Genomic DNA, 14,767 nt, shown 5'->3' with positions numbered 1-14,767 from the left:
GTCGGACCAAATCTACGACGTCCTCAAGTTTCTCCACGTCGTCGGCGTGGTCGTGCTGGTCGGCAACGTCACCATCACGGCGTTCTGGAAGGCATTCTCGGACATGACGCGCGATCCGAAGATCGTCGCCCATGCCCAGCGCGGCGTCACCGTGTCGGATTTCATCTTCACGGTGATCGGCATCGTGCTGGTGATGGTCGGCGGCTACGGCGCCGCGATCCACAAGGGCCTCCCGCTGTTCTCCTCGTTCTGGCTGGTGATCGGCCAGATCCTGTTCGCGGTGTCCGGCCTGATGTGGCTCGGCGTCCTGATTCCGCTGCAGATCCGCCAGGCGAAGGCGGCGCGCGGCTTCGCCGACGGCAGCCCGATTCCCGAAAGTTACTGGCGCGACGCGCGGCGCTGGCTGGTTTGGGGCATCGTCGCCACCGTGCCGCTGGTCGCGGCGATCTTCTTTATGGTGGTCAAGATCTGAGCGGCCGCGCGCCATCGCGACGCGAGCAAACCGAGGAGCTTGCGATGCAGGTCCAGGAAATCCGGCCGACCGTCGATCCCGGCGCGCTGCTGCCCGGCGCGAACTTCGTCGACGCCTACGCCGTCGGAATCGGCAGCCGGACGCTCGACGCCCGCAGCGCGGCGATCCGGATGATCGAACACGGCCCGGCCTGGATCGGCATGCTGATGCGGCTGCGCAACCTCGTCGTGGCGCCGTTCGGCCTCAAGACGCCGGCGGCGAACCGGCCCGATCGCGGCGACAGCATTGGCATCTTCCCGGTCCGCAGCGAAACGCCGGAACGGATCGTCGCCGGCTTCGACGACAGCCATCTCGACTTCCGCGTCGTGATCGATGTCGAAGGCCAGGCACATACCCGGCGGGTCGTCGCCTCGACGCTGGTGCGGACCAACAACCGGCTCGGCCGGATCTATCTGGCGACCATCATGCCGTTTCACCGGCTGGTGGTGCGTGGAATGCTGAGCCAGCTCGCGGATTGACGCGCGGCCGGAACTTCAGCGGACCGCAGCGGTTGGCGCAGCGTGGATGGCGAAATGACCGAGACTGCCGGCCTGTCGGCCCCCGACGAGCGCACCGCCGCGTTGGCGCGCGCGTTCGACAGCGCATGGGAGCGCTTCATCGAGATCGAGGGTTCGCGCGCCGACACCGACGACAACCGCAAGCGGCTGGCGGCCCGGATCGTCGCGCTGGCGCGGGCCGGCGAGACCGACGAGGACACGCTGGCCCAATCCGCGCTGATCCATTTGTGCGTGCTGGAAGAAGCGGCGCGGCTCGGCAGCAAGCTCAAAGCCCCGGCGGTCGCCCCCGTGCCGCCCCCGAGCGACTCGCAACCGGCGCCCCACGCCTTCGCGCCGCCCGTCGTCGCGGCGATGTCGGAGGCGCTGGAGCGCTGCGTCGAGACGCTGCCGCTGCAGACGCCGTCGAGCGTGCTGCAGTTTCTGTCCGACCGCATTCTCGAAGACGCCTCGCGCGGCGAGCACGATCCGCAGCGGCTCAGCGAGCTGGCGCTGGAAGCGCTCCGTACGCGATAAAGCTCAGCCTGCCGACGACGCCTTGCCGGCGGCACTCGCCTTGACCCATTCGGCGACGCGCATTTCCAGATCGACGAAGTTCTGACGCAGCTGCTCCATCGCGAAGCCGAGCGCGAAGAAGCGCTCCATCTGCTCGCCCGACAGGCCGCGCGTCAGCCCGTCCTGCCTAACCGCCTGAACTTCGGCCGCATAGGCGTCGAGCGCTGCCGTCACGGCGCGCAGCGGCGGCGGCGGCGCGCGGTCACGCAGCGCCGCCGCGCTGGCAGCGAGGTGCAGGGTCGCCGCCGCGCGAAACGATTCCAGCGACGGGCCGAGACGGTCCTTCAATGGCTCCGGCAGCGGCGCCGTCACGGCGCGGCCGACCATCACCAGATCGTGCCGCAGCCGGAGCAGCGTCCGATTGAGCGGCGCGAGATCCGGCCCGGCCGACAGGCCGGTGGCGCGCTCGTGCTCGGCCTCGCCGCCGATCTGGTTCAGCTTCACCAGCGATTCGCCGATGCCGTCCTGCAGCCGGTGCAGCGCGTCGGTGTCGAGGCCCTTGGTCAGGCCGTTGAGCAGTTCGCCGAGCGCCACCGCCATCAGATCGAGCGCCCGCGCGGCCGAGCCGAGCGCCAATGCCTGCGCCCGCGAGGGCAGCACCAGGAACGACACCAGCAGCCCGGTCAACGCGCCGACCGCAACTTCCAGCACCCGGTCGATCGCCGAATCCAGCGGCGCCACCTTGGTCATGGTCGGCACCAGCAGCACGATGATCGCCGTCACGGTGGCGACGTTGAGGTTCGGCTTGACGGCCGAAAGCAGCGCCAAGGGCGCCACCACCAGCGCCAGCACGCCGAGCAGCTCCAGCTCGTTGTGGTGCGGCAGCAGGATGGTGATGGCGCCGCCATAGATCGCGCCGCCGACGGTGCCGACCAGATAGTCGAACGCGATCTGAACCGAGCGGCCGACGCTGAGCTGGGTGACGATGATGGCAGTCAGCACCGCCCAGAGCGGCAAATGCAGATGCAGCGCCTGCGCGATCGCCAGCGCCAGCAGCGACGCGAGCGTGACGCGCAGCGCCAGCCCCCATTGCGGCCGGCGCGGACGCCACTGTGCGGGATATCGGGACCAGAACGGCTTCATACAGGTGGAATCGCAGCCTTGACGGTGACGGCTGACAGAGCATAGCGGCTGCCGCGGCGCAATCGCCGGCGCGGCCGGCGCGCAGCCCCGTTGTGCGACGGCGCGGCTTGAACCGTGCCGACTCCCCGCCTAACGTGCCGCGCAAAACAACAAGGGAGCTCCCCCATGGCCAACGAAACCGCCACGCTTGCCGCCTACGTCGCCGCACTGCGCTTCGACGACATTCCGCAGGACGTGCTGGCCCGGGCCAAGGTGCTCACGCTCGATTTCCTCGGCAGCGCGATCCGCGCCCGCCGCGACGCCGAATCGACCCCCTCTTTGCTGGCGACCTTGCAGGCGCTGTCGCTCGACGCCGACGGCGAAGCGACCGTGTTCGGCGACGCCAAGCGTCGCACCCCGGCGGTAGCGGCGCTGCTCAATGGCGCGTTCGGCCATTCGTTGGACTTCGACGACACCCACGCCGACTCCTCGCTGCATCCGTCGGCGCCGGTGGTGCCGGCTGCCTTCGCGGTCGGCGAATTGGTCGGCGCCTCGGGCCGCGACGTGCTGACCGCGATCGTTGCCGGCTATGAAGTCTGCTGCCGGCTCGGCAACGCGCTCGACCCGACCTCGCATTACGCCCGCGGCTTCCACCCGACCGCCACCGCCGGCACCTACGGGGCCGCTGCGGCAGCCGCCAAGCTTTACGGCCTCAGCGCCGAGCAGATCGTCTCGGCGTTCGGCGTCTCCGGCAGCCAGGCCGCTGGCTCGCTGCAATTTCTGGTCAACGGCGCCTGGAACAAGCGCTATCAGGTCGGCGCCGCCGCGATGAACGGCGTGATCGCCGCCACGCTGGCCAAGAACGACTTCCTCGGCTCCAGCGAATCCGTCGAAGGCATTCACGGTCTGCTGGTCGGCTACACCGACACGCCGCATCACGACAAGGCGGTGGCCGATCTCGGCAAAGTCTACGAGACGATGAAGATCGGCGTGAAGCCGTATCCGAGCTGCCGCTACACCCATGCGGCGATCGACGCGCTGATCGCGATGCGCCGCGAGCACAATCTGACGCCCGATCAGGTCAAGAAGGTCGAGGTCGGCCTGCACCGCAACGGCATCACGCTGACCGGCGACGCCTCGACCAAGCGGCATCCGTCATCGATCGTTGGCGGCCAGTTCTCGATGTTCTTCACCGGCGCGCTGGCGCTCGAGCAGGGCAGCTTCGGCTGGGACGACTACGCCCGGCTCGGCGATCCGGCGATCGACGCGCTGGCCGACCGCTTCGATGTCGTCCAGGACTCCCGGCTGGAAGGAAAGACCCATCCGTTCGGCGCCCGGGTTTCGATCACCACGGAGGACGGCGTGCACGAACGGATCTACGCCGATCCGTCGGGGGAGCCGAATTCCTTCCCGACCGACCAGGCGATGGCGCAGAAATTCCTGCAGCTCGCCCGCCCGGTGCTGAACGGCGGCGCGCAGACCTTCGCCGACGCGATCCTGTCGCTGGAGCGGTTCGGCAAGGTGTCCGAGGTGACGGGCCTGGCGCGCTGACGCGCCGGCCCACCCGGCCCGAGGTATTGACTTACTTTCAATCCTGAGTAGCTATTTCCGCCGGCACACCTGCGCGACGGAGCTGGCTATGCAGCGGTTCGTTTGCGAACAGAACATCGCGCATTTCGCCCGGCTGCTCGGCGAGGCCACCGACCCGACCCTGCGACGCACGCTGCTGACGCTGCTGTCCTCTGCGCGGCGCGAACTCGCTTTGCTCAATTCCCAGCTCTCCGGCGCCAATCTGTCGCCGGTGCCGCCGAAACGGCCGAGCGGCGATCTGGAGTCGGTGATCAATCAGCTACGTCCCAGCTTCGAGACCTCCGAGCATGCCTACATGCTGCTCGATCCCGGCCCGGGGCTGAAGATCATCGACATCAACGATGCCTATGCGCGCGCCACTTTGACCAACCGCCGCGACGTCGCCGGCAAGCCGCTGTTCGATGTCTTCCCGGACAATCCGGCAATCGACACCGCCGACGGCGTCAGCAATCTCTACGAGTCGCTGAGCTCCGTGGTCGAGACGGGCCAGCCGCACGCGATGAGCGTGCAGCGCTACGACATTCGCGATGCGTCGGGGGTCTTCATCGAGCGCTACTGGCAGCCGATCAACACGCCGATCCACGACGCCGACGGCCGCCTGATCTGCCTGCTGCATCATGTCGAGGACGTGACGGCCGAGGTGCTGGCGAGCTGATTGTCGCGGCCGCGGCGATCACGATGCCGTGGCGCAACCATCTGCGGCGTCGCGCGTCTGGAACAGGTCGCGCGGCGCCTTTATGCTTTCGTCGTACCGCGCCTGTTGCGCGACGCCGTTCCGTCCGAAGTCATGAGGAGAATTGAATGCCGCAAGCGACCGTCGATCGCGCGTCGGAATTCCTCGGCGGGCTGTTCACCAGCCTCACCGAGCGCGGCCGCAGCCTGTTCAAGTCGAACAACAATCAGCCCAAGACCAAAGAGGAGCTGATCGCGCTCGGCGAAACGCTGCTGTCCCGCCGCGGCGAAGCGACCGGTGTGGTGCTGGCGCGCACGCCGCTGTCCGGCTACGACGACGCCGACGAGCAGGACCAGATCGGCTTTCTCGATGCGCTGGCCGAACAGTTCGGCCCGGACCTCGCCGAGCTCACCGCGGCGGTCGAAGCCTTTCACGTCAGCGGTGCGTCACCGGACGCAGCCGGTCGCCTGCTCGAGGCCGCCGAGCCGCGGCGGCAGGAACTGATCCGCCGCCTCAACCTCGCGCCCGGCGGCACCGCCTCGCTGGTGCGGATGCGCGAAGGCGTGCTGCGGCATCTCGGTGATCATCCGCAACTCAAGCATGTCGACGACGACTTCGTGCATCTGTTCACCTCGTGGTTCAATCGGGGCTTCCTGGTGCTGCAACGGATCGACTGGAATACGCCGGCGAACATTCTCGAAAAGATCATCCGCTACGAGCAGGTCCACGCCATTCACAACTGGGACGATCTGCGCGCGCGGCTCGCGCCGGCGGACCGGCGTTGCTACGGCTTCTTCCATCCGCAGCTGGTCGACGAGCCGCTAATCTTCGTCGAAGTCGCGCTGACGCTGGATCGGCCGAACGCGATCGCGCCGCTGCTCGACCTCGACCGCGAGCCGATCTCGCCGAAAGATGCGACGACGGCGGTGTTCTACTCGATCTCGAATACCCAGAAGGGCCTCGCCGGCATCTCGTTCGGCAACTTTCTGATCAAGCAGGTCGTTGAAGAGATCAAGCGCGAGCTGCCCAACGTGCAGAGCTTCGTCACGCTGTCGCCGGTGCCGGGCTTCGCCAAATGGCTGGCGCGCGAGCGCGCCAATGCAGACTCGGTGCTGCTCGACGCTTCCGCGCGCTCCGCGCTCGAGGTGCTCGATACGCCGACCTGGTTCGAGGATCAGGAGATCGCGGATCACATCAAGCCGCTGCTGCTGGCGCTCGCGGCCGCATACTTCCTGCAGGCCAAGAACCCGCGCGGCCTGCCGCTCGATCCGGTGGCGCGTTTCCATCTCGGCAATGGCGCGCGGCTCGAAGCGCTCAACTTCCTCGGCGACCGCTCGCCCAACGGCATGCGCCAGTCGCACGGCCTGATGGTGAACTACCTGTATGCGCTCGGCGAGATCGAGGCCAACCACGAAGCCTTCGCCGAACGCGGCCAGATCGCCGCCGCCTCCGCGGTCCGCAAGCAGCTGCCGTCAAAGCCGCTGACCAGCGAGCCGCGCAAGACGAACGGCAAGACCGCAACGCTGGCCATCGCACCGCCAGCGTAACATCGCGGCCGGATGCTACAGGCAATGACCTACCCCCGTCATTGCGAGCGCAGCGAAGCAATCCAGACGCCGTGCACTGAGCTGGATTGCTTCGTCGCTTCGCTCCTCGCAATGACGGATCGAAAATTTTGAGGAGACCACCATGAGCTGGATGCCATCGATCGATCCCGAGCTCGGCGATCCGCAGAGCTGCGACGCGCTCGATCTGGTCATCGTGCCGCGCACGCGGGATCTCGGCGACGGCTTCGCGGTGCGCCGGGCGCTGCCGCACGGCAAGCGGCAGATGGTCGGGCCGTTCATCTTCTTCGATCATTTCGGCCCGATGCAGTTTCTCGCCGGCAAGGGCATGGACGTGCGGCCGCATCCGCATATCGGGCTCGCCACCGTCACCTATCTGTTCGACGGCAAGATCATGCACCGCGACAGCGAGGGCAACATCCAGGAGATCGCGCCCGGCGCCATGAACCTGATGACCGCCGGCCGCGGCATCGCGCATTCCGAGCGCACGCCCGACGTGGAGCGTCGCGACGGCCAGGCGATGCTCGGCCTGCAGAGCTGGATCGCGCTGCCGAAAGGCAGCGAGGAAATCGCGCCGTCGTTCCAGCATTTCGCCGCCGCGACGCTGCCGACCATCGAGACCACCGGCTTTACCGCCCGGGTGATCGCCGGCTCGGCATTCGGCAAGTCGTCGCCGGTGACGATGGTGTCGCCGTGGTTCTATGCCGAGGTCAACGCCCGCGCCGGCACATCGGTGCCGCTCGACCCCGACCACGAGGAGCGCGCGATCTATCTGGTCGACGGCGAGATCGAGATCGCCGGCGACCGCCATGTCGGGCCGCAGTTGCTGATCTTCCGTCCTGGCGACCGCATCACCGTCCGGGTCCAGACCGACACCCGCATGATGTTTCTCGGCGGCGACGCGCTCGAAGGGCCACGCCACATCTGGTGGAATTTCGTCTCCTCCAGCAAGGAGCGCATCGAACAGGCCAAACAGGACTGGAAAACCGGCCGTTTTGCCGCCGTTCCGAACGAGAGCGAGTTCATTCCGCTGCCGGAATGATAAACTGGCGTTCCCGATTGTTGCGCACCGCCGGCCGCCGGCGGTCGCTTGCTGCGTGAAAGACCCGGCCATGACCACGATGCTTTCGAGCGACCTGCCGCTGACCAAGATCGGCCGCGGCAAGGTGCGCGACATCTACGCCGTCGACGACGAGCGCCTGCTGCTCGTCACCACCGACCGGATCAGCGCGTTCGACGTGGTGATGGGCGAGACCATCCCGAGCAAGGGCGCGGTGCTCACCCAGGTCAGCGCGTTCTGGTTCAGCCAGCTCGGCGGCGTGGTGCCGCACCACATGATTAGCGCCGAGACCGACGAGATCGTCGACGCCGTGCCGGTACTGGCACCGCATCGCGCCGAAATCGCCGGCCGCGCCATGCTGTGCCGCCGCACCACGGTGTTTCCGATCGAGTGCGTCATCCGCGGCTACATCACTGGCTCGGCCTGGAAGGAATACGCCGCCTCCGGCACGCTGGCCGGCGAGAAGCTGCCCGAGGGCCTTTTGGAAAGCGGCCAGCTGACGCCGCCGATTTTCTCGCCCGCCACCAAGGCGGAGACCGGCCACGACGAGAACATCACCATCGCCCGGATGCGCGAGATCGTCGGCGAGGAGGATGCCTATACGCTCGAGCACATGACCCGCGCGATCTACACGCTCGGCGAACAGATCGCCCGCGAGCGCGGCATCATCATCGCCGATACCAAGTTCGAGTTCGGCCGCGACAAGGACGGGCGGATCATTTTGATCGACGAGGTGATGACGCCGGATTCGTCGCGGTTCTGGGCCGCCGACGCATACGAGCCGGGCCGCCCTCAGCCCTCCTTCGACAAGCAGCCGTTGCGCGATCACCTCGACGCCGAACGCCGCGCCGGCCGCTGGAACGGCGAAGCCCCGCCGCCGAAGCTGCCGGACGACGTCGTCACCGCCACCTCGCAGCGCTACCTCGAAGCCTATCGCAGGCTGACGGGAACTGACCTGGTGGTGAAGTAACTCCGCCCCGCCCCCGTCATTCCGGGGCGTGCGCGGAACGCGCACGAACCCGGAATCCCGCAGGTGTGGAAACGTCGGAGTCGCAGGACGCTTCGGGATTCCGGGTTCGCGCTTCGCGCGCCCCGGAATGACGACCGCGGGGACGGCCTTTGATAATAATCAAGGCTGACGCCCCAGCCGCAGCTGATATCCGCTCTCACAATCCCCGCCTCTGACCTCGCACGACGACGGAGTTTCCGCATGCCCAAGGATACGGTGCTGATCAATCGCGACGGACCGGTGACGATCTTGTCGATCAACCGGCCAGAGCGCCGCAACGCGGTCGACGGCGCCACCGCGAAGAAGCTGTACGACGCTTTCCTGGCGTTCGACGCCGACGAGACGTCCTCCGTTGCGGTGCTGACCGGCACCGGCGGCACGTTCTGCGCCGGCGCCGACCTCAAGGCGGTCGCATCGGGCGACGCCGAGCGGCGTCGCGACATCGCCGGTCATGGCAGCATCGCCCCGATGGGCCCGAGCCGGCTGCGGCTGAGCAAACCCGTCATCGCCGCGGTCGAAGGCTATGCGGTCGCCGGCGGGCTCGAACTGGCGCTGTGGGCCGACATGCGGGTCGCCGCCGACGACGCCACCTTCGGGGTGTTCTGCCGCCGCTTCGGCGTGCCGCTGATCGACCTCGGCACCATCCGGCTGCCGCGCCTGATCGGCCATTCGCACGCGATGGACCTCATTCTGACCGGCCGCGCCGTCTCGGGCATCGAGGCGCATCGCATCGGCCTCGCCAACCGCCTGGTCCACCGCGGCGAAGCGGCATTTCAGGCCATCACGCTCGCCAAGGAGATCGCCGCGTTCCCGCAGACCTGTCTGCGCGCCGACCGGCTGTCGGCGCTGCAGCAATGGGACATGCCGGAAGACGACGCCATCATGAACGAGATGCGCGGCGGGCTGCAGGTGATCGACAGCGGCGAAACCCTCCAGGGCGCCGAGCGGTTCAGCGCGGGCGAAGGCCGGCACGGGGCGTTCTAAGCGCGGACGAGTAGCCGCCCAGCTGCCGTCCTAATGCACAACGTCATCCTGAGGCGCCGCCGCCCAGCGGCGGCCTCGAAGGATGGGCCGCACGCACCCGTCGCCGCATCCTTCGAGGCTCGCCCTGTGGGCGAGCACCTCAGGATGACAACTCATCGCATGTAGTTAGCTTAAAACAACTTCATCCCCTTTAGACTCGCATGCCCGTTCTTGCCGACGATGATGTGGTCATGCACGGCGACGCCGAGCGGGTCGGCGATGGCGGCGATCTGCTTGGTCATCTGGATGTCGGCCTGTGACGGCGTCGGATCGCCCGAGGGATGGTTGTGCACCAGGATCACCGCGGTCGCGGAGAGCTCCAGCGCGCGCTTGACGACCTCCCGCGGATACACCGGTGTGTGATCCACGGTACCGACCTGCTGCAGCTCGTCGGCGATCAGCTGATTACGCTTGTCGAGAAACAGGATGCGGAATTGCTCCTTGTCGGCGAACGCCATCGTGGTGCGGCAGTAATCGATCACCACCGACCACGACGACAGCACGGTGCGCTGTTTGACCTGTCCCTTGGTGACCCGCGCCGCCGCCGCTGCAATCAGCTTGATCTCGGTGATCGCCGCCTCGCCGAGCCCGCCGACTTCGCGCAGCCGCGTCTCCGGCGCGTGGATCGCTTCGGCGAACGAGCCGAACCGTGCGATCAGCGCCTTGGCGAGCGGCTTGACGTCGCGGCGCGGCAGCGCGCGGAACAGCACCATCTCGAGCAGTTCGTAGTCCGACAGCGCGTCGGCGCCGGCCTCGCGAAAGCGTTCGCGCAGCCGTTCGCGATGGCCGTGGTAATGCGGCGCCTCGGCGAAGCCGGGCTGCTGAACTGGCTCACCGCGATTTGCTGGCATGACGGTCCGAAAGCATGGCCGGCGCGTATCCTCACCCGTCTCACCATGCCGCGCGCCGCTGCTTTTGCAACCGGCAAGTGATCGTTTGCCCCAGACGACGGTCGCGCGCTCAATCCGCTGTCGGCAATCGCCGCATGGTAAATTCGATCGTATCGTCCGGCAGCTCACGCCAGCTTTCCACGCCCGACATGTAGGCGGCCTTCGGCCAGGCCTCCAGAAATGCCCGCGCTTTCGCCCGCGCGTCGAGCCGCGGCAGCACGAAGGTCTGCCGGACAAAGCCGTCGGCCTTGCTGCGCCGCGCCATGCGTTCTGCAAGGTCGCGCGGCTGATCCTTCGGGATCTTCCGGCTGCGATCGACCATCCTGATACTCCGAACCAAACGAATGGTAATCCAGATAAACGGTAATATAGGCGTGCCGGGAACGAATCCGAGGCCCTGCACTTGAGTCCCGGTTCCAAGGGCCGACCCGGCTCAGTGTGTTGCGTCTGTGGAGTTTGCGTCAATGGCCCCTCGCGCCAATTGGAAAGGCTTTTTGCGGCTGTCGCTCGTGACCTGTCCGGTGGCGCTGTTTCCGGCGACGTCGGACTCCGAGAAGATCAGCTTCAACCAGATCAACCGCTCCACCGGCCACCGCATCAAATACCTCAAGGTCGACGCCGAAACCGGCGAGGAGGTATCGGCCGACGACATCATGAAGGGCTACAAGGTCGATTCCGATACCTATATCGAGATCACCCGCGACGAACTCGATGCGATCGCACTGGAATCGACCCGCACCATCGAGATCGATCAGTTCGTGCCTAAATCCGAGATAGACGATTTGTATCTGGTGCGGCCGTACTACATCGTGCCCGACGGCAAGGTCGGCCACGACGCCTATGCGGTGATCCGCGAGACCATCCGGTCGATGGATCGCGTCGCGCTGGCCCGCGTGGTGCTGACCAACCGCGAGCACGTCATCGCGCTGGAAGCGCGTGACAACGGCCTGATGGGCATGCTGCTGCGCTATCCCTACGAAGTCCGCGACGCCGCCGATTACTTCGACGACATCCAGGACGTGAAGATCACCAAGGATATGCTCGACCTGGCCAAGCACATCGTCGAGCAGAAGTCCGGCCATTTCGAGCCGGACACATTCGAAGATCACTACGAGACCGCGCTGACCGAACTGATCAACAAGAAGGTCGCCGGCCAGCCGATCGCCGCCAAGGCGCGGCCGCGGGGCGACAATGTCGTCGACCTGATGGAAGCGCTGCGCAAGAGCCTCGGGCAAAGCGAGAAGGCGGCGCCTGCCGCGAAAAAGTCAGCCGCGTCCGAGCAGTCCGACAAGGCGCCAGCCGCAAAACCCGCCCGCCCCAAGAAGCGCAAGTCCGCGCCGGGGCAAAAGGAAATGCTGCTGCCGATCTCAGGCAGCGGCGCCGGCAAGGCGAAGGAAGAACCGGCGAAGGGAAAGAAGCTCGCGCGGAGTGTCGCTGGCAGCAAAGCGCGGAAGGCCGGTTAGTTCACGGCAGCTTCAGTGCTCGCGTCACCCTCACCCCAACCCTCTCCCGCAAGCGGGAGAGGGGGCGCGCCGTGCGCGGGGAGAGGGGGTACTGATGACCTCGGGCTCAGAACTGATAGTTTCGTCTCAGAGCTGATCATTTCGTTTCGAGGAGACCGCACAGCCTCTACGCACAGGCAGCGGGCTCCCTCTCCCGCTTGCGGGAGAGGGTTGGGGTGAGGGCGCCCCAGGCAGTGAGCTTGCTATCTCAGCGCCCGTCAGCTCACGAACGGCGGCTTGTCCAGGCCCTTCGGCGACGCCGTAAAAATCTCGCAGCCGGTTTCCGTCACGCCGATCGAGTGTTCGAACTGCGCCGACAGCGAGCGGTCGCGGGTCACAGCGGTCCAGCCGTCGGACAGGATCTTCACATAGGGTTTGCCGAGATTGATCATCGGCTCGATGGTGAAGAACATGCCGGGCTTCAGCACCGCGCCCTGGCCGGGGCTGCCGACGTGGATGATGTTCGGCTCGTCGTGGAACAGACGGCCGAGGCCGTGGCCGCAGAAGTCGCGCACCACCGTCATCTGCTGCGGCTCGACGAAGCTCTGGATCGCGTGGCCGATGTCGCCGGTGGTGGCGCCGGGCTTCACTGCGGCGATGCCGCGCAGCAGCGACTCGTAGGTGACGTCGATCAACCGCTCGGCCTTGCGGGCGATCGGGCCGACCGGATACATCCGGCTGGAATCGCCGTACCATCCGTCGACGATCATGGTGACGTCGATATTGACGATATCGCCTTCCTTCAGCGGCCGGTCGCCCGGCATGCCGTGGCAGACCACGTGATTGACCGAGGTGCAGGTCGAATAGCGGTAGCCGCGATACATCAGCGTCGCCGGGAAGGCGTCGTGGCTGAAGGCGAAGTCGCGCACGAAATCGTCGATCCGCGACGTCGGCACGCCCGGCTTGACGATGTCGACCAGCTCGTCGAGGCACTGCGCCACGACCTGCCCGGCCTTGCGCATGCCGGCGAAACCGGCCGGTCCATGCAGTTTGATCTGCCCTGTCTTGCGCAGGGCGGCGTCGGAGGCGTCCACGTAGCTCATTGGGCCGGTCTGGTTCGGGAAAACGAAGGATTCATGGCAATCTAGTCATCGGCGCGCCGCACGCAAGCCGAAGCCGCTCCGGACGAGACCGGAGCCGCTTATTGCGGCATTTCGACGATGGTTTCGACCGGCAGCGCGCCGCCGCGCACCCGCAATTCGCGCACCGGATAGGGAACGCGGATGCCCTCGCGCTTGAACGCGTCCCACAGCCCGAGCATCGCCTCGCTCTTGACGCCGTCCATGCCGTCCGGCTCGGCGATCCAGAACGTCAGCGCGAACTTCATCCCGGTGTCGGTGAATTCGGTCAGGATGCAGCCCGGCGGCTTGGTCTTCGAGGCGCGCGGCACCCCGGCTGCGACCTCGACCGCCAGCTTGCAGACGACCCGCGGATCGGCGTCGTAATTGGTCGCGAAGGCGACTTTCACCAGCGTGTTCTTGTCGGTGTAGGTCCAGTTGACGACCTTCTGGGTGATCAGGTCCTCGTTGGGAATGAGGAACTCGCGGCCGTCGCCGGCCGCGACCGAGATGTAGCGGGTGTTCATCGCGCTGATCTTGCCGGAGTTCTCGCCGATGGTGACGAGGTCGCCGGGCTTCACCGACTTGTCGGCCAGCAGGATCACGCCGGAGATGAAATTGCCGAAGATCTTCTGCAGGCCGAAGCCGATGCCGACGCCCACCGCGCCCGAGAACACCGCCAGCGCCTGCAGGTTGATGCCGACCGCGCTCATCACCATCGCGATCGCCGCCACCATCAGGCCGATCCGCGTCAGCTTGATCAGCAGCACCTGAATCGACGGCGTCAGGTCGCCGGTCTGCTTGATGCGGCCTTCGAAGAAGTTGCTGCCGATATTGGCCAGCCACAGTGCCACCGCGAGCAGTACGACCAGCTTCAGCACGAGCAGCGGCGACAGCCGCAGGCCGCCGATCTCGATCGAGACCGAATCCAGCGCGTCGAGCACCGGAAACAACTGGCCGATGATGCTGAGCGCCGCGACGCACCAGGCCGACACCGACACCACGCGGATCAGGAAGGCGTTGCGCAGGATGCTGGTGACCAGCCGGATCACCAGCCAGGCCAGCGCCAGCTTGGCCGAGATGCCGATCAGATAGCTGCGGCTCGGCCAGGTCGCATGCAGCATCACCAGCCGGATCGCGATCACCACCAGCGCGAAGATCGCCGTCCAGGCGCTGTCCACCACCACCCGCAGGAACATCCGCAGCGGCGCCGGCCAGCCCATGGTCAGCTTGGTCATATCGACCCGCGCCTTGATCAGCGCGCCGCCGCCGAGCCCGATGCCGAGCGCCACGATGATCATGCCGAGCTGAGTGTAGAACCAGGGCGAGGTAATTTCCGCGCCGACCGAACTCGCCGCCGCCAGTAGCGCCTCGTAAGCCTGTGTGAGATCGATCATCGCCGGTGCCGCGCTCCCGCTGTTGGCGGCCTTGTCTTAGCGGGCGGCTGTGATTTGGGCCAGATGGGGAGCTGACTCACTGCCCTGTTCAACCGGCATGATTCCCGACACTTTAGACCGGGATGATTGTCGACAGGTCTGGGTCCGCGTGTTGCGGCGCGTAGCGCAGCCCCTCTCGGGGCGGAGCGAAGCGCCGGAACACGCGGTGGCGATCAATCAGGCCGATGTCGTAGTGGCAGAACCGCACGATCTGGTCGCCGGTCTCCAGTTCGGCGATGCCGATCACTTCGCCGACCAGCGCCTCGCTGACGAAGATGCGTTCGCCGTGCCACATGATCTCGCCGGAGCCGCGCACCC

The 14,767-nt window shown here is 66.7% G+C and carries 15 protein-coding genes and 1 pseudogene; 10 read left to right on the top strand and 6 right to left on the bottom strand.

Going from position 1 to position 14,767, the window contains the following annotated elements; translation table 11 throughout:
* Nucleotides 1–10 precede the first annotated feature (10 nt).
* Genes ACOJTD_RS11805 through ACOJTD_RS11795 form a run of 3 tightly spaced genes read left to right on the top strand, consistent with a single transcriptional unit; the run spans nucleotide 11 to nucleotide 1,542 of the window.
* The gene (locus ACOJTD_RS11805) at nucleotides 11–472 is read left to right on the top strand and encodes a DUF2269 family protein (RefSeq protein ID WP_420133139.1); all 462 of its coding nucleotides are present in this window, start codon (nucleotides 11–13) and stop codon (nucleotides 470–472) included.
* Between the two features lie 44 nt (nucleotides 473–516).
* Nucleotides 517–990 (top strand): DUF2867 domain-containing protein, encoded by a 474-nt coding sequence (locus tag ACOJTD_RS11800; RefSeq protein ID WP_420133102.1) that lies wholly within the window; start codon nucleotides 517–519, stop codon nucleotides 988–990.
* A gap of 54 nt (nucleotides 991–1,044) precedes the next feature.
* Nucleotides 1,045–1,542, top strand: coding sequence for a hypothetical protein (locus tag ACOJTD_RS11795; RefSeq protein ID WP_420133101.1), 498 nt, complete (start codon nucleotides 1,045–1,047; stop codon nucleotides 1,540–1,542).
* 3 nt (nucleotides 1,543–1,545) lie between these two features.
* On the opposite strand, the gene ACOJTD_RS11790 is transcribed toward ACOJTD_RS11795, so the two are convergent.
* Nucleotides 1,546–2,664: an FUSC family protein gene (locus ACOJTD_RS11790; RefSeq protein ID WP_420133100.1), complete on the bottom strand. Its 1,119-nt coding sequence runs from the start codon at nucleotides 2,662–2,664 to the stop codon at nucleotides 1,546–1,548.
* Nucleotides 2,665–2,829: 165 nt separating this feature from the next.
* Here ACOJTD_RS11790 and ACOJTD_RS11785 point away from each other — a divergent pair, with 165 nt between their 5' ends.
* The 6 genes from ACOJTD_RS11785 (at nucleotide 2,830) to ACOJTD_RS11760 (ending at nucleotide 9,524) form a co-directional block, all read left to right on the top strand.
* Entirely contained in the window at nucleotides 2,830–4,194 is a 1,365-nt protein-coding gene (locus tag ACOJTD_RS11785) for an MmgE/PrpD family protein (RefSeq protein ID WP_420133099.1), read from the top strand.
* A gap of 88 nt (nucleotides 4,195–4,282) precedes the next feature.
* Nucleotides 4,283–4,888, top strand: a complete 606-nt coding sequence (locus ACOJTD_RS11780) for a PAS domain-containing protein (RefSeq protein WP_420133098.1) — start codon at nucleotides 4,283–4,285, stop codon at nucleotides 4,886–4,888.
* Nucleotides 4,889–5,034: 146 nt separating this feature from the next.
* Nucleotides 5,035–6,453 carry a malonyl-CoA decarboxylase gene (locus ACOJTD_RS11775; RefSeq protein WP_420133097.1) on the top strand — a complete coding sequence of 473 codons (1,419 nt, stop codon included), beginning with the start codon at nucleotides 5,035–5,037 and terminating at the stop codon, nucleotides 6,451–6,453.
* A gap of 142 nt (nucleotides 6,454–6,595) precedes the next feature.
* On the top strand, nucleotides 6,596–7,513 hold the full coding sequence (locus ACOJTD_RS11770) for a pirin family protein (protein WP_420133096.1): 918 nt from the start codon (nucleotides 6,596–6,598) through the stop codon (nucleotides 7,511–7,513).
* A 70-nt stretch (nucleotides 7,514–7,583) separates the two neighbouring features.
* On the top strand, nucleotides 7,584–8,501 hold the full coding sequence (locus ACOJTD_RS11765; RefSeq protein WP_420133095.1) for a phosphoribosylaminoimidazolesuccinocarboxamide synthase: 918 nt from the start codon (nucleotides 7,584–7,586) through the stop codon (nucleotides 8,499–8,501).
* 240 nt (nucleotides 8,502–8,741) lie between these two features.
* Nucleotides 8,742–9,524 carry a crotonase/enoyl-CoA hydratase family protein gene (locus ACOJTD_RS11760; RefSeq protein ID WP_420133094.1) on the top strand — a complete coding sequence of 261 codons (783 nt, stop codon included), beginning with the start codon at nucleotides 8,742–8,744 and terminating at the stop codon, nucleotides 9,522–9,524.
* Between the two features lie 170 nt (nucleotides 9,525–9,694).
* Here the strand turns inward: ACOJTD_RS11760 and radC are convergent, their stop codons facing one another.
* Both radC and ACOJTD_RS11750 read right to left on the bottom strand, forming a co-directional pair.
* Nucleotides 9,695–10,414, bottom strand: a complete 720-nt coding sequence (gene radC, locus ACOJTD_RS11755) for a RadC family protein (protein WP_420133093.1) — start codon at nucleotides 10,412–10,414, stop codon at nucleotides 9,695–9,697.
* Nucleotides 10,415–10,523: 109 nt separating this feature from the next.
* Complete coding sequence (locus ACOJTD_RS11750; protein ID WP_420133092.1) at nucleotides 10,524–10,775, bottom strand: hypothetical protein; 252 nt, start codon at nucleotides 10,773–10,775, stop codon at nucleotides 10,524–10,526.
* Between the two features lie 142 nt (nucleotides 10,776–10,917).
* Between ACOJTD_RS11750 and ACOJTD_RS11745 the strand changes: the two genes are divergently transcribed.
* Complete coding sequence (locus ACOJTD_RS11745; RefSeq protein ID WP_420133091.1) at nucleotides 10,918–11,916, top strand: Ku protein; 999 nt, start codon at nucleotides 10,918–10,920, stop codon at nucleotides 11,914–11,916.
* Between the two features lie 257 nt (nucleotides 11,917–12,173).
* On the opposite strand, the gene map is transcribed toward ACOJTD_RS11745, so the two are convergent.
* From map to ACOJTD_RS11730, 3 genes and pseudogenes are all read right to left on the bottom strand, one after another.
* Complete coding sequence (gene map, locus ACOJTD_RS11740) at nucleotides 12,174–12,998, bottom strand: type I methionyl aminopeptidase (protein ID WP_420133090.1); 825 nt, start codon at nucleotides 12,996–12,998, stop codon at nucleotides 12,174–12,176.
* A 98-nt stretch (nucleotides 12,999–13,096) separates the two neighbouring features.
* The gene (locus tag ACOJTD_RS11735) at nucleotides 13,097–14,410 is read right to left on the bottom strand and encodes a mechanosensitive ion channel family protein (RefSeq protein WP_420133089.1); all 1,314 of its coding nucleotides are present in this window, start codon (nucleotides 14,408–14,410) and stop codon (nucleotides 13,097–13,099) included.
* 112 nt (nucleotides 14,411–14,522) lie between these two features.
* Nucleotides 14,523–14,767, bottom strand: a pseudogene (locus ACOJTD_RS11730) (hypothetical protein); the annotation flags it as partial.

The sequence above is a fragment of the Rhodopseudomonas sp. genome (genome assembly GCF_048594845.1).
GTDB lineage: Bacteria > Pseudomonadota > Alphaproteobacteria > Rhizobiales > Xanthobacteraceae > Rhodopseudomonas.
This window is presented reverse-complemented; position numbering and strand designations above follow the sequence as displayed.

Coding starts and splice junctions, on each gene's coding strand:
- ACOJTD_RS11800 (WP_420133102.1), top strand. CDS start 517: ATGCAGGTCCAGGAAATCCGGCCGACCGTCGATCCCGGCGCGCTGCTG.
- ACOJTD_RS11795 (WP_420133101.1), top strand. CDS start 1,045: ATGACCGAGACTGCCGGCCTGTCGGCCCCCGACGAGCGCACCGCCGCG.
- ACOJTD_RS11790 (WP_420133100.1), bottom strand. CDS start 2,664: ATGAAGCCGTTCTGGTCCCGATATCCCGCACAGTGGCGTCCGCGCCGG.
- ACOJTD_RS11785 (WP_420133099.1), top strand. CDS start 2,830: ATGGCCAACGAAACCGCCACGCTTGCCGCCTACGTCGCCGCACTGCGC.
- ACOJTD_RS11780 (WP_420133098.1), top strand. CDS start 4,283: ATGCAGCGGTTCGTTTGCGAACAGAACATCGCGCATTTCGCCCGGCTG.
- ACOJTD_RS11775 (WP_420133097.1), top strand. CDS start 5,035: ATGCCGCAAGCGACCGTCGATCGCGCGTCGGAATTCCTCGGCGGGCTG.
- ACOJTD_RS11770 (WP_420133096.1), top strand. CDS start 6,596: ATGAGCTGGATGCCATCGATCGATCCCGAGCTCGGCGATCCGCAGAGC.
- ACOJTD_RS11765 (WP_420133095.1), top strand. CDS start 7,584: ATGACCACGATGCTTTCGAGCGACCTGCCGCTGACCAAGATCGGCCGC.
- ACOJTD_RS11760 (WP_420133094.1), top strand. CDS start 8,742: ATGCCCAAGGATACGGTGCTGATCAATCGCGACGGACCGGTGACGATC.
- radC (WP_420133093.1), bottom strand. CDS start 10,414: ATGCCAGCAAATCGCGGTGAGCCAGTTCAGCAGCCCGGCTTCGCCGAG.
- ACOJTD_RS11750 (WP_420133092.1), bottom strand. CDS start 10,775: ATGGTCGATCGCAGCCGGAAGATCCCGAAGGATCAGCCGCGCGACCTT.
- ACOJTD_RS11745 (WP_420133091.1), top strand. CDS start 10,918: ATGGCCCCTCGCGCCAATTGGAAAGGCTTTTTGCGGCTGTCGCTCGTG.
- map (WP_420133090.1), bottom strand. CDS start 12,998: ATGAGCTACGTGGACGCCTCCGACGCCGCCCTGCGCAAGACAGGGCAG.
- ACOJTD_RS11735 (WP_420133089.1), bottom strand. CDS start 14,410: ATGATCGATCTCACACAGGCTTACGAGGCGCTACTGGCGGCGGCGAGT.